The 25,645-nt window shown below is 38.5% G+C and carries 23 protein-coding genes and 1 pseudogene; 15 read left to right on the forward strand and 9 right to left on the reverse strand.

The window, feature by feature from the left end; all coding sequences use genetic code 11:
• Positions 1 to 100: 100 nt before the first annotated feature.
• From creC to argS, 4 genes and pseudogenes are all read right to left on the reverse strand, one after another.
• Positions 101 to 1,345 (reverse strand): annotated as a pseudogene (gene creC, locus ACG916_RS18555) (two-component system sensor histidine kinase CreC); the annotation flags it as partial.
• A gap of 3 nt (positions 1,346 to 1,348) precedes the next feature.
• A complete protein-coding gene (gene creB / locus ACG916_RS18560) occupies positions 1,349 to 2,068 on the reverse strand; it encodes a two-component system response regulator CreB (RefSeq protein ID WP_419330708.1) in 720 nt (239 codons plus the stop codon).
• Between the two features lie 445 nt (positions 2,069 to 2,513).
• A complete protein-coding gene (locus ACG916_RS18565) occupies positions 2,514 to 3,107 on the reverse strand; it encodes an SPOR domain-containing protein (RefSeq protein WP_004723450.1) in 594 nt (197 codons plus the stop codon).
• 145 nt (positions 3,108 to 3,252) lie between these two features.
• Positions 3,253 to 5,043 carry an arginine--tRNA ligase gene (gene argS, locus ACG916_RS18570; RefSeq protein WP_004723449.1) on the reverse strand — a complete coding sequence of 597 codons (1,791 nt, stop codon included), beginning with the start codon at positions 5,041 to 5,043 and terminating at the stop codon, positions 3,253 to 3,255.
• Between the two features lie 195 nt (positions 5,044 to 5,238).
• Here argS and ACG916_RS18575 point away from each other — a divergent pair, with 195 nt between their 5' ends.
• Both ACG916_RS18575 and ACG916_RS18580 read left to right on the forward strand, forming a co-directional pair.
• Entirely contained in the window at positions 5,239 to 5,658 is a 420-nt protein-coding gene (locus ACG916_RS18575; protein WP_004823681.1) for a hypothetical protein, read from the forward strand.
• 58 nt (positions 5,659 to 5,716) lie between these two features.
• Complete coding sequence (locus ACG916_RS18580; RefSeq protein ID WP_336953770.1) at positions 5,717 to 5,986, forward strand: DUF2798 domain-containing protein; 270 nt, start codon at positions 5,717 to 5,719, stop codon at positions 5,984 to 5,986.
• A gap of 5 nt (positions 5,987 to 5,991) precedes the next feature.
• Here the strand turns inward: ACG916_RS18580 and ACG916_RS18585 are convergent, their stop codons facing one another.
• Positions 5,992 to 6,588, reverse strand: a complete 597-nt coding sequence (locus ACG916_RS18585; RefSeq protein ID WP_034614927.1) for a YfjT/YkfB family phage-associated protein — start codon at positions 6,586 to 6,588, stop codon at positions 5,992 to 5,994.
• 324 nt (positions 6,589 to 6,912) lie between these two features.
• Here ACG916_RS18585 and ACG916_RS18590 point away from each other — a divergent pair, with 324 nt between their 5' ends.
• The 4 genes from ACG916_RS18590 (at position 6,913) to ACG916_RS18605 (ending at position 15,297) form a co-directional block, all read left to right on the forward strand.
• The gene (locus tag ACG916_RS18590) at positions 6,913 to 8,610 is read left to right on the forward strand and encodes an NAD-dependent malic enzyme (RefSeq protein WP_034614981.1); all 1,698 of its coding nucleotides are present in this window, start codon (positions 6,913 to 6,915) and stop codon (positions 8,608 to 8,610) included.
• Between the two features lie 185 nt (positions 8,611 to 8,795).
• Positions 8,796 to 12,113, forward strand: coding sequence for a type VI secretion system Vgr family protein (locus ACG916_RS18595; RefSeq protein WP_419330705.1), 3,318 nt, complete (start codon positions 8,796 to 8,798; stop codon positions 12,111 to 12,113).
• A 3-nt stretch (positions 12,114 to 12,116) separates the two neighbouring features.
• Entirely contained in the window at positions 12,117 to 14,393 is a 2,277-nt protein-coding gene (locus tag ACG916_RS18600; RefSeq protein WP_419330703.1) for a LysM peptidoglycan-binding domain-containing protein, read from the forward strand.
• Between the two features lie 10 nt (positions 14,394 to 14,403).
• The gene (locus tag ACG916_RS18605) at positions 14,404 to 15,297 is read left to right on the forward strand and encodes a hypothetical protein (RefSeq protein ID WP_419330701.1); all 894 of its coding nucleotides are present in this window, start codon (positions 14,404 to 14,406) and stop codon (positions 15,295 to 15,297) included.
• 273 nt (positions 15,298 to 15,570) lie between these two features.
• Here the strand turns inward: ACG916_RS18605 and ACG916_RS18610 are convergent, their stop codons facing one another.
• On the reverse strand, positions 15,571 to 16,491 hold the full coding sequence (locus ACG916_RS18610) for a Dyp-type peroxidase (RefSeq protein WP_004823695.1): 921 nt from the start codon (positions 16,489 to 16,491) through the stop codon (positions 15,571 to 15,573).
• Between the two features lie 162 nt (positions 16,492 to 16,653).
• On the opposite strand from ACG916_RS18610, the gene ACG916_RS18615 reads away from it, so the two are divergent.
• Both ACG916_RS18615 and ACG916_RS18620 read left to right on the forward strand, forming a co-directional pair.
• Positions 16,654 to 17,274, forward strand: a complete 621-nt coding sequence (locus tag ACG916_RS18615) for a LysE family transporter (RefSeq protein ID WP_004823696.1) — start codon at positions 16,654 to 16,656, stop codon at positions 17,272 to 17,274.
• Positions 17,275 to 17,346: 72 nt separating this feature from the next.
• Positions 17,347 to 17,967 carry a LysE family translocator gene (locus ACG916_RS18620; RefSeq protein WP_315079072.1) on the forward strand — a complete coding sequence of 207 codons (621 nt, stop codon included), beginning with the start codon at positions 17,347 to 17,349 and terminating at the stop codon, positions 17,965 to 17,967.
• 33 nt (positions 17,968 to 18,000) lie between these two features.
• Here ACG916_RS18620 and znuB read toward each other — a convergent pair whose 3' ends face one another.
• From znuB to ACG916_RS18635, 3 genes are read right to left on the reverse strand one after another with little or no spacing between them, the layout of a single operon-like run.
• Positions 18,001 to 18,801 (reverse strand): zinc ABC transporter permease subunit ZnuB, encoded by an 801-nt coding sequence (znuB, locus tag ACG916_RS18625; protein ID WP_419313327.1) that lies wholly within the window; start codon positions 18,799 to 18,801, stop codon positions 18,001 to 18,003.
• Between the two features lie 3 nt (positions 18,802 to 18,804).
• A complete protein-coding gene (gene znuC, locus ACG916_RS18630; RefSeq protein WP_004823699.1) occupies positions 18,805 to 19,605 on the reverse strand; it encodes a zinc ABC transporter ATP-binding protein ZnuC in 801 nt (266 codons plus the stop codon).
• A complete protein-coding gene (locus tag ACG916_RS18635; protein WP_004723431.1) occupies positions 19,578 to 20,075 on the reverse strand; it encodes a transcriptional repressor in 498 nt (165 codons plus the stop codon). Before ACG916_RS18635 ends, znuC begins: the two co-directional genes overlap by 28 nt.
• A 138-nt stretch (positions 20,076 to 20,213) precedes the next feature.
• On the opposite strand from ACG916_RS18635, the gene ACG916_RS18640 reads away from it, so the two are divergent.
• The 7 genes from ACG916_RS18640 (at position 20,214) to atpA (ending at position 25,597) form a co-directional block, all read left to right on the forward strand.
• Complete coding sequence (locus ACG916_RS18640; RefSeq protein ID WP_004823702.1) at positions 20,214 to 21,056, forward strand: metal ABC transporter solute-binding protein, Zn/Mn family; 843 nt, start codon at positions 20,214 to 20,216, stop codon at positions 21,054 to 21,056.
• A 171-nt stretch (positions 21,057 to 21,227) separates the two neighbouring features.
• Positions 21,228 to 21,626 (forward strand): ATP synthase subunit I, encoded by a 399-nt coding sequence (locus tag ACG916_RS18645; RefSeq protein ID WP_004723429.1) that lies wholly within the window; start codon positions 21,228 to 21,230, stop codon positions 21,624 to 21,626.
• Between the two features lie 103 nt (positions 21,627 to 21,729).
• Positions 21,730 to 22,605, forward strand: coding sequence for a F0F1 ATP synthase subunit A (gene atpB, locus ACG916_RS18650; protein WP_004723427.1), 876 nt, complete (start codon positions 21,730 to 21,732; stop codon positions 22,603 to 22,605).
• A gap of 83 nt (positions 22,606 to 22,688) precedes the next feature.
• On the forward strand, positions 22,689 to 22,934 hold the full coding sequence (gene atpE, locus ACG916_RS18655; RefSeq protein WP_000424060.1) for a F0F1 ATP synthase subunit C: 246 nt from the start codon (positions 22,689 to 22,691) through the stop codon (positions 22,932 to 22,934).
• A 39-nt stretch (positions 22,935 to 22,973) separates the two neighbouring features.
• Positions 22,974 to 23,444, forward strand: a complete 471-nt coding sequence (locus tag ACG916_RS18660) for a F0F1 ATP synthase subunit B (RefSeq protein ID WP_004723424.1) — start codon at positions 22,974 to 22,976, stop codon at positions 23,442 to 23,444.
• Positions 23,445 to 23,455: 11 nt separating this feature from the next.
• Positions 23,456 to 23,992, forward strand: coding sequence for a F0F1 ATP synthase subunit delta (locus ACG916_RS18665; RefSeq protein WP_004823704.1), 537 nt, complete (start codon positions 23,456 to 23,458; stop codon positions 23,990 to 23,992).
• Positions 23,993 to 24,052: 60 nt separating this feature from the next.
• Positions 24,053 to 25,597, forward strand: coding sequence for a F0F1 ATP synthase subunit alpha (gene atpA / locus ACG916_RS18670; protein ID WP_004723422.1), 1,545 nt, complete (start codon positions 24,053 to 24,055; stop codon positions 25,595 to 25,597).
• The last annotated feature ends 48 nt before the right edge of the window (positions 25,598 to 25,645 follow it).

The raw sequence follows: 25,645 nt of genomic DNA on the forward strand, positions 1-25,645 counted from the left end.
CGTGCCATAAAATACTCCATATATTGATGTTTATAACATCATTTGGGGAGCAAAATATCACTTATAAGTGTTGTTCAAATTTCCTGATCCACCTCTTCCATTCGCCCTCATTAAAAACCTGTAATTCTACTTGTTGGTGTGTTTGACGATGAAGCCGAATCAGGATTTTTGCTGAATCTGCAGAAAAATCCAGCGCATTATCTAAAATATTGGCAAGGGTTTGTTGAATCCAAAATCGATCTGCACCAACCATACAATTGGCTTCAATATCCAGTAAACACTGGATTTTTTTGGCCTGAATTTGACTGGCATGCTGGTCTAAAGTTTGTTGAATCAGTTCAGATAAATTGAAATTTTGCATTTCAATTTGATGTTTAGATTTTTCCAGACGGGTCAATAAGAGCATCCGATCAATCAGGCTACGTAAGCGCTGGCTTTGTTCATGAATATGCGTGGCAAATTGTTGTTGATCATTTAATGGTAAATCTTCTTTGAGTAGTTCTGCGCTGGCTTGAATTGCGGTAAGTGGGCTTTTGAGTTCATGGGTCAGTGTATTGACATAGTGTTCTACATAAGCACGATCTTCGAGTTTTTCTCGCATATTTTCAACGGCTTGAGCAACTTGATTGAGTTCTTTTGCTGAACGAAAATAGGGGGTTTGATTGACAGGGGCAAGTGCCTGCGCGTATTTACGCACACGGTCAATACTGTGTTTTAGCCAATAGGCCACCAAACTGGCAAGAAATAGACTGAGTAATGTAATCCAAGCGGCTTGTCGGATCAGTTGATTTTCAGCGCGCTGAATATAAGGCTGTACTGAAATATTGGGCTTTCCAATACTGACAACGCCAATCAATTGCTGTTGTTGACCAACTTGATAATAGATTGGTGCTGCAATAAACATGGTGCTGCTATTGCTGTCCTTTTCATAACTGCGTGTAGAGCGAACCCCGTATTTTCCCTTTAAGGTTAGGTAAACATCATTCCATCGTGAGTAATCTTGTCCTGTGGCGATACCTTGTGAGTCATAAATGACGATACCTTTGTTGTCGGTAATATAGATTTGTTGATTGATCTCATTTTTATTATGTTTCCAGATCGTGGCATTGAGTTTGCGATTCAGCGCTTTTTGAATTTTTTCATCAAACTGAATGGTACTGACTTTATTTTCATAGACATCTTCAGTCACTAACATCGCGATAATATTGGCATTTTCCGCAAGAGTATCTTCTACGACCTGTCGTACATTGGGCTTTACTTGTTGATTGAAGGTATAAGACATAAACCATAAACCCAACAAGATGATCAATCCAAAGAAGAACAAAATACGAATAAAAATGGACATGGTTTAGCCTTGCCTTTTTAAACTATAGCCAAAGCCTCGATGGGTTTCGATTGGGTCTTGCTCAGGAGAGATCTGCTTGAGTTTATTGCGAATACTTTTGATATGAGTATCGACTGTTCTTTCTAAACTATGCTCAGGATGTTCCCATACATGATCCATCAATTGTTGACGGCTAAACACTTGTTCAGGGCGTTGAATCAATAATTTAAGTAAGCGATATTCATAGCGAGTCAGCTGTAGTATTGTACCTAAGTAATGGATTTGCAAAGCCTCATCATTGCATTGCCAAACTTTAGCTGGCGTTGTAGAAAGCTGTGTATTTGGCTGTGAGATGTGCTGTAACTGATTCTGTATCTCCATTCTGCGCCAAATGGCTTTAATCCGAGACACAATTTCACGCGAACTAAATGGCTTGGTACAGTAGTCATCTGCGCCAATTTCTAAGCCCACAATACGATCTATTTCGTCATCTCGTGCGGTTAAAAATAGCAAGGGTGTGTGATTAAAGAGACGAATTTTTTTACAGACATCAAAACCATTTAAATCAGGTAATCCGACATCTAAAATAATAAAATCAAAGGGTTGCTGTTGAATAAAATCAATGGCTTGCAGACCTGAATTGGCCCAAGTCACTTGCCAGTCTTCTCGTTCAAGTGCGTAACGTAACGGCATAAGAATAGCAGCATCATCTTCTACACATAAAATATGTTTTTTATTATTCATTGCATTTAAAAACTCATGATCTCAATAGGAGTGTACTCAAATTGAAATACTTAGGCGAATGAATTTTCAGTGAAGTTTAGATGAACTGTTTTATTGTTTGAAATTGGCTGAATGCCTATTGGTGTGGGCTTTTACCCATGTGAATTTCTGAGCGCCCTGTAATCTTCGGATTTGATCGTCACGCCAATCACAGGACAGCAAATCAAAAGTATTGGTGACTTTTGAGATCTCGGCAACGACATGGGTAATGTATTGCGGAAAATAGATTACTCTAATTTTGATCAATTTGGGTAAATTTTTATCGAATTATATTTCTTTTGAGTAAAAAGTATTCAATTTGTCCGCATATCTAAGTAAGGTTAAAAAACGATTTTGAAGAATAAAACAGGATGCCAAAGCATCCTGTTTTTATGATTGATTGATCAGGCCATGCCTGAAAATTGGCTCAGCGTTTAACTACAATAGAGTCAATACCGCTATGTTGTAAGGTTTGTTGGGCAATTACTGCTGCATTTTGTGATTCATAAGGGCCTGAAATCACACGATACCAAGTTTTTCCAGCTTCTGTGCTTTGAACCACATCGGCAGATAAACCATTTAAGATAATTTCAGCACGACGTGCATCGGCAGCATCAGGATCATCATAACTACGAACTTGAAGAATATATTCAGGTTGAACAGGTGTTGTGCGTTCAGCATTTACACCGACATCCACATTTTCAGACTGAGACGGTGCTTCAACAATTACAGGTTGTTGTTGATTTCTGCTTTCAGGAACAGCTTGTTCAGGAATAGGGGTAACCTGTTGTTGTGGTAACAGATCATAAAAACGATAGTCTTTGTTGGTATCTTCTTGATAATGCTCAGACGTGATTTCGTTTTTGGGTTGGACGGGCGCCCACGGTTTCCAGAGCATCAGTGCGACACCAAAACTTAACACGATTAAAATGACGACAAGCATCCCTAACCATTTAGGAATCAATGGTTGTTTAGGTTTGGTTGGCCTTTCTGAAACACCGCGTTGCGTTTTTCCAAACACGTGGAACCCTCTTATTATGTATTGCTTAGATCGTGTTCAAGCATAGTTTTGCTTGAACACGATGTAAAGTAATGATTTATTACACACTTCAATGCTTACTTTGAGCCAGACCTTAGTCTTGAGAACATGTAAAGCAATTCTTGACTTACATACTTTCAGGTGCAGATACACCCAATAATTCAAGACCATTATGTAAGACTTGTTTGATATTTGCTGAAAGCAATAAACGGGCTTGAGTCAATTCGGCATCATCACCCAATACTTTATTCTCGTTGTACCAACCATGGAATAAAGCAGCAAGTTCTTTCAAATAATTACCAACTTGATGTGGTTCATAATTATTTGCAGCGCGAATAAGGACTTCAGGATAAGCCGCGAGTTTCGCTAAAATTTCAGTTTCAGCATCAAGTTCTAATTTTGCAGCAAATTGACGTGCATTTTCAGTATCAAATTGAATATTTGTTGTTGCTGCTTTTTCTAACATACGGCAAATACGAGCATGTGCATATTGAATATAATACACGGCATTGTCTTTGCTTTGAGATACCGCTAAATCTAAATCGAAATCAATGTGCTGTTCAGATTTACGCATCACATAATAAAAACGAGCTGCATCATTGCCGACTTCTTTACGGAGATCACGCAATGTCACGAATTGACCTGAACGAGATGACATTTGTACCATCTCACCACCACGCCATAAGCTGACGAACTGCACTAAAAGTACCGTCAATTTAGATGAGTCATAGCCCATCGCGTCAATTGCAGCTTTAACACGTGCAATATAGCCATGGTGGTCTGAACCCCAAATATCAACAAGGTCAGTAAAGCCACGTTGTAATTTATTTAAATGATAGGCAATGTCAGAAGCAAAGTACGTGGTTTGTCCATTACGACGTTTGACTACACGGTCTTTTTCATCACCAAATTCAGTTGATTTAAACCAAATGTTGCCATCTTTTTCATAAAGAAAACCACGTTGGTCTAATGTTTGTAAGGCTTCATCAATTTTTTCAGCCAAAGATGCTTCACTAAACCAGTGATTAAACGTTACGCCAAACTCACCAAGGTCATCTTTAATGTCATCTAAAATGGCATGTAAAGCTGCTTGATGGAATACACGATAACCTTCACCCACTAAAGCTTGTGCGTTGTGAATTAAGCCATCAATGTGCTTTTCTTTATCGCCTGAAATAACCACTTTATTGCCATCGGCATCAAGCTCTTCAGCATATTGCACATCTTCAGGAACATCTTTGTAAACATCAGCCACACTACGTACATAAGCATCAGCATGTTTGTCGATGATACCTTGGGCGATTTCTTTAACGTAATCCCCTTGATAAGCATTTTTAGGGAAAACTAAAGTTTGGCCGCTTAATTCTAAATAACGTAAATAAGTTGATGTGGCGAGGATGTCCATTTGACGGCCAGCATCATTGACATAATATTCACGTTCAACTTTGGCACCTGTTGCTTCAAGTAAGTTTGCAACAGTCATACCATATGCAGCACCACGACCATGACCTACATGCAGGCTAGAGGTTGGGTTTGCAGAAACGAATTCAACCTGAATTTTCTTGGCTGCATTTGCTTGGGTTTTACCAAATTGTTCTTTTTGTGCTTGGATCTGATCCAACACAGTAAAGCGTTGATCGGCATTTAAAAAGAAGTTGATAAAACCAGGACCCGCAATTTCAGCTTTGGCAATATCAACCACTTCGGGTAAATTTGCCAAAATTTTCTCTGCAAGATCACGTGGTTTCATACCAGCAACTTTAGCGCCCATCATGGCAATGTTTGATGCGAAATCACCGTGGCTTCGGTCTTTAGTTCGCGTTAAAACACTCGTGTTTTTCCAGTCAGATGGAAGAGTCCCTTCAGCTTGTAGGGATTGCACTGCATGATCAAGAGCTGCTTGTATGGCCGTATTCATAATCTATAGAGAAATAAATGTCGCAGAAAAACGCTAAATATAGCAAATTTTGCGCCTTTTAGGTGAATGCATTTGTATAGAATAAAACTTATTCGATAAGAAAAATGTCGGTATGCTCAATTTCACTGTGTATTGGCGTTTAGATTTCATATCGACTTGACGGATTACACTGCTTTAATCACAGGATAAAAAAATATGTTTGTGAGTTTTTTAGATCAAATTGATCATGAAATTATAGAAAAAGAACAAGTTATACAGTTGTTTGCGAAGATTCAGGCCACAGACTTGGAATATTCAAATTCAGGTTATCTTGCGTTAGATATGCCAAAACAAGGTCAGATCATTTTATTGTTTTGGTGGGTAGATACGACTCACTTGATTTTGCGTTACGATAAAAATATCCCTACTGTCCAACAAGGTGAGTCGTGGTTGTCTTGCAATGAAGATCTGAACTTAGCGTTATTTGATGTTGGTGATGACACCTGGCTCCCTTTAAATTCAATTATTTCACTCGATGATGCAATCAATGTGATATCTGAGCTCTATGATCAGCCTTTAAATTTGTCCAATCAAATCAAATGGCAAAATGTGGCCGATGTTATGTGGAAGGATTAATTGTTTCAGGTCCATTAAAAGAATAAAATGTGTCCTGTTGGTAAATTTAGAGCGATATATGTCAAATACTCCTCCCACAATTATTGGCAATATCCCAAAACTCCCTGCAAAATTTGCAGCATGGATTATGCCGTTGTTCTTATCTTGTTTAATGAGTGGCATGGTGTCATTGATTAATATGTTGATCAATGTGGGTTTGATTAACGGATTTTGGGCCAAATGGCTTGCTGCATGGATGGTATCATGGGCTGTGGCATATCCTGTGGTTCTGATTGTTTTACCCTTAGTACGACGTTTAACCGCCGTATTTGTGGATATGCCTAAATAATGGATCTACTCTTTACATGTGACAGGCTTGCTAAGCAATTCAGCATGGCCATTTGTAAAGGTATAAAGTTTGGAATTGTTAAAGATTTTAATCACTTTGGCTTTGCTCAGTGCTGTTTTAAATGTCGGCATTTTTTTCGCATTGACTAAGTCAAATGGATTGCCATAGTTGTTATTGTCGATTAAGAATTGAACTTGACCGGTTTGCGCATCATGTGCTTTAAGCAGCTCTTTGCCATCTTTATCTTCAATCGTAAAACCAGACTTCTGCGAAGGAATCTTACAATTCAAACGCAAATATAGGACGTTTCCATCACTGGATTTGTTCTGTAAGGTGTAAATACCTTGAAGATCATTTTCAATATAGACCCATTGTCCAGTGGGCATATTGATCTTCATTTGTTCTAGTTTTTCAAGGGTGGCTTTACTGACATCAACCACACCTTGTTGATCAACTTCTGGAACTTTGGTTTCGCCTAAGCCCACCATATTTTTGACTTTTTCAGTGGTTTTAGAAACACCAGAAGAGACTTTTTTTGCAGTTTGGCAGCCAGTACATGCAATGACTGTGCTAAGAAGGAGTAGAGAGATCTTTGTGTTCATTGTTATTGGTTTAGCTTCATCGTATTTTAAACAAAATAAATCTAAACAGAAAAAAAATCAATGATTGGTCAAAATTGCGTACAAATATGCAGTTTTAATGGCGGGATCATGGCTCATTATTTTATGGAAAAATATTAAATTGCTTAAAAAAGAGAATTTGATCCGCAAAACTGAGAATAATTTATCATTCTGTAAAATACTTTGAATATCATTATCACGTATCTAAATACCCATTTAGTCAAAAATAGGCTTAAGCTTATATCAGACCAAAGTTGTAGCTTAGCAAAAGATAGAAGCAGGCAGTCTGCTTCAATGAGAATGGAAATGCCAACGGAAACCCTGAAAAAATATCCTCTATATATTCATTATGCAGGTAATGCCTTATTAGAGCTGCCTTTATTAAATAAAGGTTCAGCCTTCACAGAAGAAGAACGAACTCAATTTAACTTACACGGTTTAATTCCTCATGTGATCGAAAGTATTGAGGAACAAAGTCAACGTTCATACCAACAGTTCTGTTCTTTCAGTGAAGCGATCAATAAGCATATTTATTTACGAAATATTCAAGACACCAATGAAACGCTGTTTTACCACCTGATTGAAAACCACTTAAGTGAGATGATGCCGATTATCTATACACCGACAGTGGGTGAAGCATGTCAGCGTTTCTCCGATATTTATCGCCGTCATCGTGGAGTATTTCTTTCCTATCCTGACCGTAAATACATTGATGAAATCATTCACAACGTAAACCGTAAAAACGTCAAAGTGATTGTAATCACAGATGGTGAGCGTATTCTTGGTTTAGGCGACCAAGGTATTGGCGGCATGGGTATTCCAATTGGAAAACTGTCTCTTTACACCGCATGTGGTGGTATTAGTCCAGCCTATACATTGCCGATTACCATAGATGTGGGAACCAATAATCAACAATTATTGAATGACCCGATTTATATGGGATGGTCGCAACCTCGTGTCAGTGGGGATGAATACTATGAATTTGTCGATGAAGTGATTGCAGCGGTTAAACGTCGTTGGCCAAAAGCATTGATTCAATTCGAAGATTTTGCGCAAAAAAATGCCATGCCTTTACTTGAAAAATACCGTGATAAGATTTGTTGTTTTAATGACGATATTCAAGGAACAGCGGCAGTTTGTGTCGGTACTTTAATTGCTGCGAGTAGAGCCGCAGGTAAACAGCTCAAAGACCAGAAAATTACCTTCTTAGGGGCTGGTTCAGCAGGTTGTGGTATTGCAGAACAAATTATTGCACAGATGGTTGCTGAAGGCCTGACGGATGCTGAAGCGCGTGCCAAAGTATTTATGGTGGATCGTTTTGGTTTAATCACTGAAAATCAGCCAAACTTATTAGATTTCCAACGTAAGCTTGCGCAGAAACCTGAAGATGTTGCACATTGGGGCAATGCTGAGGAAATCATTTCACTGCTTGATGTTGTGAAAAATGCCAAACCAACCGTATTGATTGGGGTATCCGGTCAACCAGGTTTATTTACAGAAGAAATCATTAAAACGATGGCTGAAAACTGTGAATATCCGATTGTATTGCCTTTATCCAACCCAACTTCACGAGTTGAAGCCGTGCCAGCTGATATTATTCAATGGACAGATGGTAAAGCATTGATTGCGACAGGTAGCCCATTTACCCCTGTGAATTATCATGGTGAAACCTATCAGATTTCACAGTGCAATAACTCTTATATCTTCCCTGGTATTGGTTTGGGTGTGGTAGCAGTTCAAGCAACCCGTGTTACGGACAATATGCTGATGGCTTCAAGTTCAGCTTTGGCAGATTGTTCACCGAAGTTGCAAGATATCCACGCAGATTTATTGCCTGATTTAAATGAATTGCAGCAAGTCTCTAAAATTATCGCGTTTAAAGTTGCCAAAGCCGCTATTCAAGATGGTGTGGCACCGATGATCAGTGATGAGCAATTGCTAGAAAGTATTGAACAGAACTTCTGGAAACCAGAATATCGTGATTATAAACGTGTTCCGTTCTAGAGTTTTTTGGATGTTGTAAAGAAAGGGCTATACGCCCTTTTTTATTAACCTTAAAATAACCTTAAGTAATCATGTTATTTATTTAGTTATTTGTAGTTTTTTTATAAAAAGTAATTTAGGTCTGTTTATATTTTTTGAACATTAGTTATAATACTATTATACAAAATTTAACATTTAAAAATAAAATGCTTAGAAATATTAATACTTTACTTGAAAGTTTTGGCTTGGGACTACAAACACGAGCGATCCACGTTCAATTCTCAAATCAAGCCTTAAACAGCAGTGTATTCTTGCAATGCATTCAGGGGCAACAACAGATCAACCAAGGCTTAAAGGCAGAATTACTCTGCCTTTCAACCAATGCGCATATTGCTTTAAAACAATTTATCGGGTGTCAGGTTGCAGTTGATCAAGTCACCGATTTTGGTGAATTGTACCGAACCACTGGAATTGTAACAGGGGCAAGCCAAGGGCAGAGTGATGGGGCGTTAAGCGTTTATAAATTAACGCTTGAAGATGCAACCAGTCTTTGGCATAAGCGTCGTAATAGCCGTGTTTTTATGAACAAAAGTGTTCTGGAAATATCGGAAATCTTATTTAAAGAGTGGCAAGCGAAAAGTGCCTTATTTTCTGCCAGTCTCAGTCTGGACAGTAGTGGTTTAAAAAAACAATACGATATCCGTCCTTTTGTAATGCAAGCCAATGAAACGGATTATGAGTTTTTAACTCGCTTGTGGCGCAGTGAAGGTATTAACTGGTTAGTTGATGAATCTGTACGAATTGTGCCTATTTCGGCAACGCAGATTCAGGCACAGAAATTACGTCTCATTGATGACAATACGCAATATGAGGCAATGCCTAGACGAAGTATTCGTTTCCATCGCAGTCATGCAACAGAACGCTTTGACACGATCACCAGCCTCATCGCCCAGCGTTCAATTCAATCAACAGCAATACAAGTACAACGTTGGCAAGCGGATAGCCTTTTACAAGATCAGGGCGATAGCCAGTTAAGTAATCACCAACATAGTGATCAACAAGACAATGAAACTTTAAGTTTAGAGCAGGCTTGGACAATTAGCCCAGCTTGGACCAGTGATCTCAATGGCGAAGACCAAACCACAGTTTCCAGTTCAGCTCAAGTTGATAAATTAAATACCCAACTAACACAATACCAAGAATTACAGTCCAAATATTTTACTGCAACCAGTTCAGTGCGTGATGCGCAAGTTGGCTATTGGTTTGAATTAAGAGAACACCCTGAAATTGATCAACATGATGGTTCGGATCGTGAGTTCTTAATCTTAGGTAAGACTTTTTACAATCAAAATAACTTACCTAAAGAGTTACAAGATCAGTTATCCAAGCTGCTTAATTTAAATTACTGGAATCATTTAATTAAAGACCAGCGTCAAGCCAATGAGTTGTCCTTGGTGCGTCGTAGAATCCCGATCGTTCCTGAGTATAACCCTTTAGCGCATAGACCTTCTGCATTTCCACAACGTGCCAAAGTGGTTGGACCGCAAGGCGAAACGATTTATGTCGATCAATGGGGGCGAATCAAAGTTCGTTTCCTCTTCACCCGTACCGATGACAATAGTCATGATGGTGGTGCAGGCTCGAATGACAATGATACAGACTCAGCTTGGGTTGATGTATTGACCTCTTGGGCCGGAGAAGGTTATGGCACAAGATTCCACCCACGAATTGGTGAAATCGTAGTTATTGATTTCTTTGATGGCAATGTCGACCGTCCATTTGTGATGGGACGTTTACATGAAGCAGAACGTCATCAAACCATGTTTGATATCAAAGGCCAGTTGCCTGATACCAAAAAATTAAGCGGTATTCGCTCATCGGAAGTGGGTGGATCAGGTTTTAACCAACTCCGCTTTGATGATACAACAGGCCAAATCAGCACGCAGCTACAAAGTAGTCATGCAGCAACACAACTTAACCTTGGGAACTTAAGCCATCCGAAAGATAAGGAAACCAGCAATGGGCGTGGTGAAGGTTTTGAGTTAAGAACTGATGCTTATGGTGCGATGCGTGCAGGCAAAGGCATGCTTATCACGACGTATGCCCAAGAAAATGCGATTGCAGACCACTTAGAAGCAGCACAAGCGCAGTCCTTGTTAAATCAAGGTGCAGAAAGTATGAAAGTGCTGAGTGAAATAGCAGTCAAACAACAAACAGATGCCTTGAATGTTGTCAATCGTTTACCGAAACTGATTAACTCTTTAGAACTAAAAGGTGCAAATCAGGCTTTACAGGCAACCGTGGGTTTATTTAAAAATGCTGTGGGGAGTGATCCAATTTCAGCACTGAAAAACAGTGGTGATTTTATCGAGGACATCCAGAAATTTGGTAAAGATACCAAGAATATTGTAGATGAATTTAAAGACTTTTTTAATGATTCCAAAGAGTCGATTGAGAACTTAAAGAGTTTTATCGAAAATATTGAAGAACATGGTTCAGATGTTTTAAAAGGTAAATTAACCAGTTTAAAAGACAAATTTGATTCAGAACCATTAAGCGCTTTAAAAGACGTGGGTAAGGTAATTGCCAATGTTGAAATTAAGGATTTTGATTTAACTAGTGTTTGTGGAACTTTTAATAAAGGCAGCAAATTGGATGTGAATCCGATGCAGGCTTTAGGCTCCTTACAGGGCTTTATGGAAAGTTATACAAAAGACTTAGAAAATAGTGGTGATAGTGCCAAACAAGAGCAAGGTAAGATTTTTCGTCAGGCATTGATGTTACTGGCTTCACCCAATGGGATAGCTCTGACAACCCCAGAAGACATTGTCTTACAAGCTTCACAAGATATTGCTGAAAGTGCGCAAGGCTCAATTAATTTGAGTGCACAGAAGAATATTGTCGGTCATGCACAAGATAAGATCAGCTTGTTTGCAGCGCAGAAAGGTTTAAGTGCTTTTGCTGCAAAGGGTCCGATCAAGGTGCAGGCGCAAGATGATTTGATTGAAATCATTGCGAAGAAAGTGATTAAACTGATCGCGACTGAAGATAAGATTGAGCTGACCAGTTCTAAAGAAATTGACTTAAAAGCAGGCGGGACTCAGCTTGTGGTTAATGGTAGTGGTGTCTTTATTAAAACTGGTGGAAAGTTTGAGGTTAAGTCGGGACAACAGTTGTTTACCAGTGGTGAGAAGGTGTCTTATGAGGTGCCTCAGCTTCCAAGTACGGTGATGTATAGCAATAAGTTGGATGTTTATGATTTGTTTTGGGAAAGTGATTTTAGTCAATTAAGTTATAAAGCTTTTATGCCAGAAACAAATGCTTATGTGTCTGGGCAAGTTGATGAGCATGGGCGTACAGCCAAAATAAGTACAAAGGATCCTTCAAAAGTACAAGTACTTGTTGGCACAGATGATGGGTGGGGGTTATCTATAGAAGGTTTTGATGAAGAAGATTTTCTTGATGATTCTAATCAAGAAAATACAAGTTTAGATAATGATAATAATGAAGAGTATAAGGTTTAAGCTATGACAAACACTAAAAAATCATTGATTACAATTAAAATTGTTGATTTGTTTGGAAATCCTATTTCTAAATTAGAATACCAAGTAAAAAATCAAAGAAGTGGAGAAATCATTGCCGCTGGTCCAACAAATTCTGCTGGTTGTATTGTTGAAATCAGCCGAGATAAGGGGACTATTATAGATGTGTACATTAAAAATATGTTCACAGGAAAAATGGGTAAAGTTCAATCCTTTGTAATGTCAAAGGATCGAATGCTGGTTAAAATCATAAGCCCCAAAGTTTTATTAGATTTAAATACATTCACTACACAGGGAAATAATGGTCAATATAAAAGAAAAACCCACATAGTTAAAAAAAATGAAACACTAGGTTCTATTGCATCCCAAAATCATACAACAGTCCGAGCTTTGGAACGTTTAAATAAAATAGATGATCCTGATAAAATTTTTGCTGGACAAGTTCTTAAATTGCCAGTTGATATCCCTGCAACAGGGAGTAATTCTCATCAGGATAAACCTAAACAAAAGCCAAAGACACCAACTACTCAAACAAAAACCAAAGTACCTCCTCAAACTTCAAAGAACCCATCTAAAACGACACAACAGCCTAAAGCGAATACCGGAATTTTAGGAACTCTTGGGGATTTAGGTAATAAAGCATTGGAGCAAGCCAATGACCTATATGAAGAAGGTAAAAAAACATTTAATGGTGCTATGGGGTCAGTTACAAAAATTTTAACTGTTGATGACCGTAGTCAAGATGGTGGAACGCCTAAATCAAATGCATCGAATTTATGTAAAACAAGCCCACAATGCATTGATAAGGGTAATAGTGAATTAATCCGTGAAGTAAATATTCGTCTAGCTGGTTTTGGTGGAGCATTACCTACAGATGAATTTAGTGAGTTAACTGCAAAAAGCATCCGACAGTTTCAGCAGGATTATATGGGAGTTCAACCCACAGGTAAGATTTGTGGAGGGCTATTAGCCGCTCTGGATAAGTTTTCAGAAGAATATGATATAAAAAAATATTTTTCACAAATGAAATGTGATTGTGGAAAATGTAAAGGGTTTGGAAATGGAAAAAAAGCAAATGGTGAGCATCCAGGTATTCATAGGTCTGTTTTAAATATTTTGCGAGCCGTCATTTTTTATTTAGAAAAAGTTCACAAAAATGAAAAATTTACTTTTCAGAAGATAGGATCTGGGTATAGGTGTACAATAAACAATCAACAACATAATAGAGCAACAATTAATCATATGGGGTTAGCTTTAGATTTGCATTTTAATAAAAATAGTACTCGTACTAAATCTACTGCAGATATGAATCATATTCGAAGTAGTATTTTGGGAAAATATATGGGTGCATCTACTCAAAGGGTTGATAATAAAATCTATTTAGAACCAGATAAAGCAGTAAGTAGGAAAACAGGAAAATTGGTGGACTTAGCAAATACATGGGTTCATTTTGATATTACTTATTTTAGTAAAAAATATTTTAATGATGATCTATTTGCAAATTCAATTGCAGAAATTGATAAGGGGGGGGTATTTGCATTAGCTCAAAAATCAAATGAAAAAATACTTTCTTGTGCTGGGGTTTTTTCAAAAGTAGTTGCACCACCTCAACAATTAAAATCTGGTGCAAGTATAGGTGGGATAATTGGAAAGGTTATTGCTTCACATGAAAGTGGGGGGGATTATAATATTTTTAACAGAGGCACTGTGGGTAAGTATAAATGGACTAGTGGTCGAGAAGATATTGCAAAAAGAACTATCGATGAATGGGTCGATTTGGGGGAACTGAGTGGAAATAATATCAATAAAAGATTTGCTATGGGGAAATATCAAATTATTCCTGATACACTTTCAGGAATAAAGAAATCAATGAAATTTACTGGGAATGAAAATATAACAAATGAATTACAAGAAAGAATGTTTAAAGAACATTTTGTAAAACCAACAATAATTTACAGAGCAATTATTCACGGTGATAATAAAACAATTACTGAGGCCTGTATGCATATAGCCAAAATTTGGGCGTCAGTTGGTATACCATATGCGACAACTAGAACTGCAAAAAAAGTAGTGATCCCGTTGTCAAAAGGCTCATCTTATTGGGCTGGAGTTGGTGGGAACAAGGCTCACACCTCATCAGAAAGTGTAATTAGTGCACTTAAACAAATGAATTCAGATTATGTAAAATTAATTGCTAGTGGTAAAAATAGTGAACAAGCTTTTGATTTAATTATGTCAACTGATAAAGCAATTTATAACTAAGGATTTTTGAATGCTATCCAAAACTTTAATATTAAGCTTAACATTGGTTTTTAGTGGTTGTTATGCAAAAGATAGTAAAATTAATGTGTTAATTAATGGTAATAATCAATGTAAATTTGATTATGGTGAAATTGATTTTTGTTCAGAGAGTTACAAAAAAAAATATATGAATGGGTTTAGTAGTAAACCTAATTTTGATAAGAGTAAGATATTGTTGGATGTGCAATCAGATGGAACTTTGGTGGTTCTTGATCCTAAAACAAAAAATGTATTTCCATTATATGGTCAATATTTTGATGTTAAAAAAAATAATAAGATTATGAAAAAAAGGGAAATTTTTTATGGTTTAAATGATAGTAAAATTTGCATTAATGGATATAAATATGCTTATCGGGATTTGGTTGATGATGGTAAATATTGCTATTTTTTTAATGGGGTCGGATTTGAAGACTATAAAAATAATGCTATAAAGAACACCCCCGATATTCTGAGCGAAAGCTTGTCGAAACTTAAGCCATCTATACTTCCTTTAAATTCTGGTAATACTATAAATAAAAGTAGTATCCTTGATGCTTCTAAAATATCAAGTTCTCTTTTTAATTATATTGAAAATCATGGTGGTAAGATAATAAATAATAGTTCAATCATACGGTTACCTAATTTTAATAATAAAATTGTATTTATCACCCAACATGATGAATCATCCGAAATAAGCACTTATTTCATAAATGTATTCGAAAATGGTGTTGGTCATTCAAAACTTCTTGGTACAGGAGTTTTTTTTGAAATAGATAGTAAGTTTAATATTAAAGTCAAAAGTTTTGAGAAAGATAAAGTTAAAATAACATTTTTTAAAATTGGTAATAGTGGCACTATTTTAAGCAGTGATTCATCTTTTAATTAGTTTAAAGTAAATGCTAAATTTTATTTTAACGTAAATGAGCTCTAGTTATTTTTGAGATCATTAATAGAAAAGCTGACGGAAGTCAGTTTTTTTATTTTAGTCTTCCAAAATATCTTCATTTGCCATAAAGAAATAAGCATCGTGCATCGATGGTATTGCCATGAGTACAAAATCATAGTATGAAAGTAAGGCTAATCATGCCAATGAGATTTGATACCTAACCTTTGAAACTAATAAGCAGCTTTATAAAGCTGCTTATTTAATGGATTTCAATCAATCTTCCAAAATCTCTTCCAACACTTCTTCATTCGGTGCAAAGAAATAAGCACCATCCATAGGTGTTACAAAGTGCAACAAGCGGTCATGAATCCCATCGCCTTGAGTACCAAACATATTGACTAGCATACGATCAATACGGGTTAAGTCTTTGGTATAGGCAATAAAAAATAGACCTTGCTCGCCTTGACCATCGCCATAAGGAAGAGAGTGGCGTAGGATTTCTAATTCTTCACCTTCATTATCTTCAATGACAACACGAGCAATATGGGCATTTTCAGGTTTGTGTTCATCGTCCATCTCAATACTTTCTAATTTAGAACGACCAATCACATTTTCCTGTGCATCAACTTTTAAACGTTTCCACTTTTCAAGTTCATGTACATAACGTTGTGCAAAAATAAAAGATCCATCTTCAAAAATACCTGAATCTTCACCTAATAACGCAGTCTCCGCACGATCATCAGGGAATTGAGGATTTTCAGTACCATCAATAAAACCAGTCAGGTCACGACCATCAAGATAACGGAAGCACACCCGTTCATCTAGAACCTCAACTTGATTTTGGATGCCATCAAAAAAGGATTGGCTAAGCGCAAAGCAAATATCTGTACGTGCAGACGCAATATGAATCAGAACATCAGCAGGAACCACAGGCATCTCAAATGCGCCTTGAATTGGTTCTAACTGCTTAAACCCTTCAGGAGTTGTGTGATAAAGTTTTGCCCAAAGTTCAGGACCAAAAGCGATTGAGGTCTTGATTTCGGCTTCAGGATGTTGAGTGATTAGGCGATCACGTGTACTTAACAACGCATTGAGTTGTTCTTTTAAACCATCAATAGACAGATTTTTTAAATTTAAAACAATGAAACGAGCATGATTAGAAGGTAAAGGTAGAATTACAGATTGGGCTGTCATATGGTGATGGCTCCTCAATTTTTATTTATCAATCCTCTTATTGTGCATGATCAAGCAACAGCTGAATAGTAAAGTCTTATACTTTTTACCAATTAAATTAATCGAAATGTATCGTTTTAAAACCGCTATAATAGCGTGTTAAAAGTTTTCTATCCTTTTGTTATGTCGTATCAAGTCTGGTTTGCCTATATGTTGGCGTGCTGGGTGATCAGTATTTCACCTGGTGCGGGTGCGATCGCGTCTATGTCGAGCGGTCTAAATTATGGTTTTCGCCGTGGTTATTGGAATGCAATCGGTTTACAACTGGCATTGTTGGTTCAAATTGCGATTGTCGCAGCAGGTGTTGGGGTATTGTTTGCAACCACACCGCTGGCTTTTTTCGTGGTGAAATGGTTTGGGGTTTTATATTTACTGTATTTAGCCTACATACAATGGACGACGAAAACACAGTCGATAGATATCCCAACTGAGCAACCGACAAAATCTATTCCCAAGCTGATTTTATATGGCTTTATTGTCAATATCAGTAATCCAAAAGCTATCGTCTTTTTACTTGCCGTTTTACCACAATTTCTAGACTTGTCTAAACCACAATGGATTCAGTATGTGATTATGGCGGTGACCATGATTACCATTGATTTGATTGTCATGGCTGGTTATACGGGATTGGCAGCCAAAGTGTTAAGACTATTAAAATCACCAAAACAACAAAAATATATGAACCGTACTTTTGCCGTATTGTTTAGTTGTGCCGCTGGCTTATTAAGCCTGGTGCACCAATAAAAACATAGGCGATTAACTGAGTTATATGTTAGAGATTTGACCATATAAATAAGCCATTGTTTCGAGGATGCTTTGAATTATTTAGAATTTTATTTGTATGCCATTAGTGTGATTATCATGATTGCAACGCCTGGTCCAGTCATGATCTTGGTTGCAAGTGCAGGTTTAAAAGGCGGCTATCGACAGTCTTTACTGACCATTATTGGGACAAATTTGGCTTCTTTGGTACTTATCACAGCCTCTATTTTAATTTTAAAAGGCATGTTTAGTGTCAATGAAACCCTTTTCTTGATCATTAAAGTTTTAGGATGTCTTTATATTGCCTATCTAGGTTATGGAATTCTAAAAGAAGTGTTATCCCAACAGGAGCATCAACTCAATACGATGTTGTCGCCTGTGGATGGTGGTCTCAGCAAAGGTTTTTTAGTGGGTATCTCAAATCCTAAAGATATCATTTTCTTTTCATCATTTTTTCCGCAGTTTATTCATATTCATGCTGATATAAATACCAGTCTAGTTATCTTAGTCGTGACATGGATTATTTTAGATTTTCTCACGTTATCTTTGGTCTATCTGTCGTTTAATAAGCTTTCTAAAAGTCAAATTTATCCAAAAATATTAGGGCTTTGCGGATTAATTTTGATGGTCATTGCTGTATATGGATTATATGTTTCGTTAAAAAGCATGGTTTAAATATTGATTGAGGCTAAAGATGGAATTGATCCATCAAGCCATCTTTTTTACTTTCATTACACAGAAAATCACAGCAAACAGCAAAGACATGGTTAATACGATGCTTAGCCCTGTAGAGATGTTCAGGGCTGCACTTGACCATAACCCCACAGTCACACCAATTTGAGCAATCACAAACGCCCCCATCACCATTTGTTTCGGTGAGTGAGAAATAAGACGTGAAGCCAGTGCGGGGATGACCAATAACGCACCCATCAATAACGAACCGACGGCACGTAAAGCGAGTACGGTGAATAAAGCCAATAACAACATAAAAATTAAGCGTTGCCATTTGGCGTTTACGCCTTCACTTACTGCAATATCAGGATCAATCGCAATTTGAATTTGTGCTTGCCAGTAACGGTAGAGAACAGCTAAAGCAACAATAATCACAGTTGCAAAAATAGGTAGGTCTGACCACTCAATTGTTAATAAATCACCAAATAAATAACTTAATAATTCAGGACGTAATGCGGGTAAATGTTGAATTAACAATAGACCAGAACAAAGTAAGGTCGCAGCACATAATGCAAGTAAGGCGTCGTTGGGTAAACGCGGGTCATGTAGAACCCAAAGTACCGCCACCAAGAGGATCGCAGTAAAGGTAACACCGACCCAAAGCGGTAAACTCAAAACAGCAGCTAAAGCGACACCCAGCAAGGTACCATGTGCCATCGTGTCAGCAAAGAACGACATTCTGCGCCATAGCATCAAACAACCTAGCGGAGCTGTTAGAAACACTAAAAGTGTTCCCATAATCCATGCAGGTAACAGTAATTCTAACCATTCCATCATGGTTTAAGCTTCCGGTTCTGGGTGAATGTGTGGATGTGGGCCATGTTCACAAGTTTTGGCGGAGTCACCATGTGCACAATGGTCATGATGGTGTTGGTAAAAAGCGTGGTATTTTCCAAAAGTATCACCAAACAAAGCTTGATACTCTGGATGCTGCTGAATACTGTCAGGTAAACCACTACAGCAAATGTGCTTATTTAAACAGACAACTCGTTGAGTGCCTTGCATGACCCATTGTAAATCATGAGACACAATTAAAATGGCGCAACCATAACGTTGTGGCAGGCTACGCACATATTCATACAGTTCAGCTTCAGATTGGATATCTAAACCTTGCATAGGTTCATCTAAAACCAAAATATCGGGTTGGCGTAATAAAGCACGCGCCAATAAAACCCGCTGACGTTCACCACCTGAAAGTTGTTGTACTTTGGCGTACTCTAATTTGGCAATACCAGTATCTCGAATGATTTCAGCTTTAATGGTCTTATCACATTTCTCAAGATCAAGCAGATCTTTAACTCTTAAAGGCAGACTATGAGAGGGATTAAATTTTTGTGGTACATATGCCAGTTTAATTTTTTTTGAGCTGATAATTTTGCCCGCATTGGGTTTTAAAATACCCAATAATACTTTGATCAGGGTTGATTTGCCTGCGCCATTGGGACCAATAAGCGTGACAATTTCTTTTTCTTGTAATGAAAAATCTATATTTTTTAGAATGTCACGATCATCAATTCGGACATTAATTTGTTGCAGTTGAACGAGAGGGGAGTTTACGCTTTGTTCGAGCACTGCTGACATATTCCTGAAATCTCAATAATACTGTGATGTGCATTGAAGTGATCTGACGCTGCTAAGTGGTTTAATTCTTGAATCAAACCTTTTGCTGAAGCTTCTTTCACTGTATGACATTCAGTGCAAATTAAAAATGCGGCTTGATGCCCTTCACGTGGGTGACAACAAGGGATATAAGCATTAATAGAGGTTAAACGATGAATAAAACCTTTTTCTAAGAGAAAATCTAAGGTTCTATACACGGTAGGCGGTGCAGCTGGACGTTCTGCAGCACCTTTCATCTTGGCTAAAAGATCATAAGCACCTACAGGACCTGAGGCATTCAAAATTAATTCAAGTACTTCTTTACGCAAAGGGGTAAGACGGGCACCTGAGGTTGCACAAAGGCTTTCTGCTTCTGATAAACGAGCTTCTACATTGAGATGATCGTGTACACCATGCAAAGTATCATGCTGCTCGTGTGAACATAAGCTCATATCAGACCTCAAAACTTGTTATTTGAATGGAAGAGAATCGCAAATATTAACATGAAGCTCTATCAACTTACGAATGGCGTAGGTATTTTTTAACTTCTGTTATACTATAACATAAATTTTTTTTGGTAATACACTCCCATGAATCGCATTATCGCCTTTTGCTTATGTGCATTATTTATTAGTGTCACTTGGGCTCAAGCGCCTTTAGTGGTGTCAACTCATCCTATTTATTTGATTGCAAAAGAAATAACAGAAGGCGTAGAAGAGCCTGTTTTGCTTTTGGGAAATCAAACGGGGCATGATGTTCAACTTACACCAGATAATCGCAAAACGATTATGGATGCTTCATTGGTGATTTGGCTGGGAAAAGAACATGAAGCGCCTTTGGAAAAGGTTTTAGGCGAGAATGCAAAAGCGATTTCAATACTCAATTCAGGTATTATCCAAGCACTTCCTTTAAGAAGTCCAAAAGGTGTTGCACTGAAAGATACGATTGATACACATGTGTGGTTAGATCCAAATAATGCTGTGCGTATTGGTTTCTTTATTGCAGCCTTGCGTTCACAACAACATCCAGAAAATAAAGCAGCATATTGGAATAATGCGAAGAAGTTTGCCAGTGAAATGCTGCGTGTTTCACAGAAAAGTATCAGTGCTGGTAGCGCACGTCCATACTGGGCTTATCATGATGCTTACCAATATTTAGAACGTTCATTAAACTTAAAATTTGCAGGTGCGATGACAGATGATCCGCATGTTGCGCCGACTGTGACTCAAATCAAGTTTTTAAATGACACGAGACCTTACAAAAAAATGTGCTTGCTGGCAGAAGGCAGCGCAAGTCCAAGTCAGTACCGAAAATTGGGTGAAATTTCATTTCAAGCGGTAGACGAAACTTTGGCTAAACAACAAGATTTTGTGGTTGCATGGCAGACTTTGGCTCAACAAACACAAGCTTGCGTACTTAATGCACGGAAATGATGCAAAAATTAATCAACAATTGTTCATATGCAAAGCAACCTGTATATCGAAAAAAACACGACTAAGGTCGGGAAAAGATTGCATGTTCAGGGGTGTAACTCTATAATGCCTGCGATTAAAAACGATCATCAGCTAAACTTGTCAAGCATTTATGCTGTGAGTGGATAAAAAATGAGCCAAACTAGTCGCTTGATTGACCGACGATTAGCAAAAGCTTTGGTCTATTTGCAAGCGTTTATGATTCCTGTTTCAGCCTTGGTAGCGTGGGTCTTGAAAGACTCGACTGCGGCTCTGAGTGCAGCGTTAGGTGCACTGATATGTTGGCTTGCCAGTTGTTATTTTTCTTGGCAGTCGTTTCGAGCAGCAGGGGCACGTGCTTCAAAACAGGTTCTTTCGAACATGTATAGAGGCTTAATGGGCAAATTTGCAATTGTGATCGTTGGTTTCATTTTAATTTTATGCAATGTCAAACCGTTATCTCCGGTGGCATTGTTTTGTGGTTTTATTCTCGTTCAAGCGATGTCGTGGATTGCACCTTTTTGGGTAGCACGACAACAAAAACGAGTATAAGCGCAGCAGAAATTGAAAATTTTTTTGGGGATTAACGAGATATCATGCAGCACGCGATATTCGTTAACTCTATTTATTATTTGACATTGACCAGGTGTGATTTATGGCTGCTGAAGAACATGCCCTGACTTCGACCGAGTATATCAAGCATCACTTGACCAATATGACCTATGGCAAAATGCCAGATGGTACTTGGAAATTGGCTGAAAGTGGTGCAGAAGCTCAACAGATGGGGTTCACTGCTATCCACTTGGATTCAATGGGTTGGTCAATTGGCCTTGGTGTGATTTTCTGTTTGATATTCTGGTGCGTAGCGAAAGCTGCAAACTCTGGTGTTCCTACCAAGTTCCAGTCTGCAATCGAAATGATTATCGAGTTTGTTGACTCAAGTGTTCGTGATACGTTTCATGGTAAATCACGTTTAATTGCGCCTTTAGCCTTGACCATTTTCGTGTGGATTTTCCTCATGAATGCGATGGACTTAATTCCTGTTGACTGGATTCCGTATACAGCTCAATTGATTGGTGCAAACGTATTTGGTATGGACCCTCACCACGTTTACTTCAAGGTTGTTCCATCTACAGACCCTAACATTACCCTTGGTATGTCTTTGTCTGTATTTGCGTTGATCTTGTTCTATAGTATTCGTGAAAAAGGCATCGGCGGTTTCGTTGGTGAATTGGCACTTAACCCATTTAATCCAAGTAACCCAGTTGCAAAAGCGTTATTGATTCCAGTGAACTTAATTCTAGAATTAGTAACATTCCTTGCACGTCCAATTTCATTGGCACTCCGATTATTCGGTAACATGTATGCGGGTGAGTTAATCTTCATTCTTATCGCGTTGTTACCTTTCTGGATCCAGTGGGCGTTGTCTGTGCCTTGGGCTATCTTCCACATTCTTGTTATTACATTGCAAGCCTTCATTTTCATGATGCTAACAATCGTATACTTGAGCATGGCAAGCGAAAAACATTAATGGTATTGCCTAACTGTCATCCGGTGGTTAGGTATAATTTTTTTACTTTAATTTGGTATAAACCTAACCTCTGAGGAATTATCATGGAACTCACTTTAGGTCTAGTTGCAATTGCATCTGCTATCTTGATCGCTTTTGGTGCTTTAGGTACTGCGATTGGTTTTGGTCTTTTAGGCGGCCGTTTCCTTGAAGCTGTTGCTCGTCAACCAGAATTGGCTCCACAACTTCAAACTCGTATGTTCTTAATCGCAGGTCTTCTTGATGCTGTGCCTATGATCGGTGTTGGTATTGGCTTGTTCTTCATCTTCGCTAATCCATTTGTAGGTTAATCAGCTTAATTCCGAAATTCACTATTTGAGGAATTTGCAATGAATATCAACCTCACATTGTTTGGCCAAGCGATTGCATTTGCGATATTTGTCGCATTCTGCATGAAGTTTGTATGGCCACCACTAATCAATGCGATTAGTGAGCGTCAGCGTAAAATCGCTGATGGCTTAAATGCTGCAGAGAAAGCGAAAGCTGATCTTGCTGATGCACAAGCACAAGTTAAGCAAGAAATTGATGCGGCGAAAGCACAAGCGGCTCAATTGATCGAACAAGCGAACCGTCGTGCGGCACAATTGGTCGAAGAAGCGCGTACTCAAGCATCTGCTGAAGGTGAGCGTATTCGTCAACAAGCGAAAGATGCTGTTGACCAAGACATCAATTCTGCTCGTGAAGAATTACGTCAACAAGTTGCTGCTCTTGCAGTTGCTGGTGCAGAGAAAATTCTGAACCAACAAGTTGACGCAGAAGCTCATAATGCCATGCTGAATCAGCTGGCTGCTAAACTTTAAGAGAGGCGAATATGGCTGAATTCTTGACGTTGGCACGCCCATACGCTAAAGCAGCATTTGCTTATGCATCTGAGCAAAATGCAACTGACGCTTGGTCAAATGCATTACAACTGCTCAGTGCTGCGGTGCAAGATGAAGCATTCTCCGCTTATTTAAATCGCCCTGAGTTGACACCTGCAGAGCAGGTTGATCTTTTTGCGAAAGTTTTAGGTAATGAACAAACTGCGGCTGTGTCAAACTTTTTGACACTTCTTGCAGACAATGGCCGTTTAGCATTGTTACCTGAAATTGACACAGAATTTGAGCAACTCAAATCGCAAAATAACAACACTGTAGATGTTGTGATTGAATCCGCTTTTCCATTGGATTCAGTACAAGAACAGAAGTTGGCTCATGCGTTAGAAAAACGCTTGAACAGCGCTGTGAAAGTTACAGTTGAAGTAAATCCAGCATTGATTGCTGGTGTTGTTATTCGTGCAGGCGACCAAGTGATAGATGATTCTGCGCTTAGCAAGCTTGAAAAAATGCGGACTCGTCTTCTAGCGTAATTGTTAAAAATAACTACGTCTAAAGAAGACTGAACTTTAAAAAGATTGAGGTATAGCGCAATGCAACAACTGAATCCATCCGAGATCAGTGCGCTCATTAAACAGCGTATCGGCGATCTGGACACCAGCGCGACCGCTAAGAACGAAGGGACCATTGTTATGGTTTCCGACGGTATTGTGCGTATTCACGGCCTTGCTGATGCAATGTACGGTGAAATGATCGAATTCGACGGCGGCTTATTTGGTATGGCACTGAACCTAGAACAGGATTCAGTGGGTGCCGTTGTCTTAGGTAACTACTTAAGCCTTCAAGAAGGTCAAAAAGCTCGTTGCACAGGTCGTGTATTAGAAGTTCCGGTTGGTCCAGAACTTTTAGGCCGTGTAGTAGATGCTTTGGGTAACCCGATTGATGGTAAAGGCCCTATTGATGCAAAACTTACTGATGCTGTTGAAAAAGTAGCACCAGGTGTAATTTGGCGTCAATCAGTGGATCAACCTGTACAAACTGGTTATAAATCAGTAGATACAATGATCCCTGTTGGTCGTGGTCAGCGTGAGTTGATCATCGGTGACCGTCAAACTGGTAAAACAGCAATGGCGATCGATGCGATCATTGCTCAAAAACAATCAGGCATTAAGTGTGTATACGTTGCGATTGGTCAAAAACAATCAACAATTGCAAACGTAGTACGTAAGCTTGAAGAAACTGGCGCTATGGCGTACACAACTGTTGTAGCAGCTGCTGCAGCTGATCCTGCAGCAATGCAGTATCTTGCTCCATATGCTGGTTGTACAATGGGCGAGTACTTCCGTGACCGCGGTGAAGACGCACTTATCATTTATGATGACTTGTCTAAACAAGCTGTTGCTTACCGTCAAATTTCATTGCTTCTTCGTCGTCCACCAGGTCGTGAAGCTTACCCAGGTGACGTGTTCTATCTTCATTCACGTCTACTTGAACGTGCTTCTCGTGTATCTGCTGACTATGTTGAGAAATTCACTAATGGTGAAGTTAAAGGCCAAACTGGTTCATTAACTGCATTGCCAATTATTGAAACTCAAGCGGGTGACGTATCTGCATTCGTACCGACAAACGTAATTTCGATTACTGATGGTCAGATCTTCTTAGAAACATCATTATTCAACGCAGGTATTCGTCCTGCTGTGAACGCGGGTATCTCTGTATCGCGTGTTGGTGGTTCTGCTCAAACGAAGATCATCAAAAAATTGTCTGGTGGTATCCGTACTGCTTTGGCGCAATACCGTGAATTGGCAGCATTTGCTCAGTTCGCTTCTGACCTTGATGAAGCAACTCGTAAGCAACTTGAACATGGTCAACGTGTAACTGAATTAATGAAGCAAAAACAATATGCTCCATATTCAATTGCTGACCAAGCTGTTTCAATTTATGCATCTAACGAAGGCTATATGGCTGACGTTGAAGTGAAGAAAATCGTAGACTTTGATACTGCGTTAATTTCTTACTTCCGTTCAGAACATGCTGCGTTAATGCAAAACATCGATGAAACTGGTAACTACGACAAAGACATCGAAGCTGCAATCAAAGCAGGTATTGAAAGCTTTAAAGCGACTCAAACTTACTAATTTCAATGTATGTTGTTGTTAGTTATGGTTTGGTTCACGGATCAACCT

The sequence above is a fragment of the Acinetobacter legionensis genome, from assembly GCF_048552295.1.
Classification (GTDB): Bacteria; Pseudomonadota; Gammaproteobacteria; order Pseudomonadales; family Moraxellaceae; genus Acinetobacter.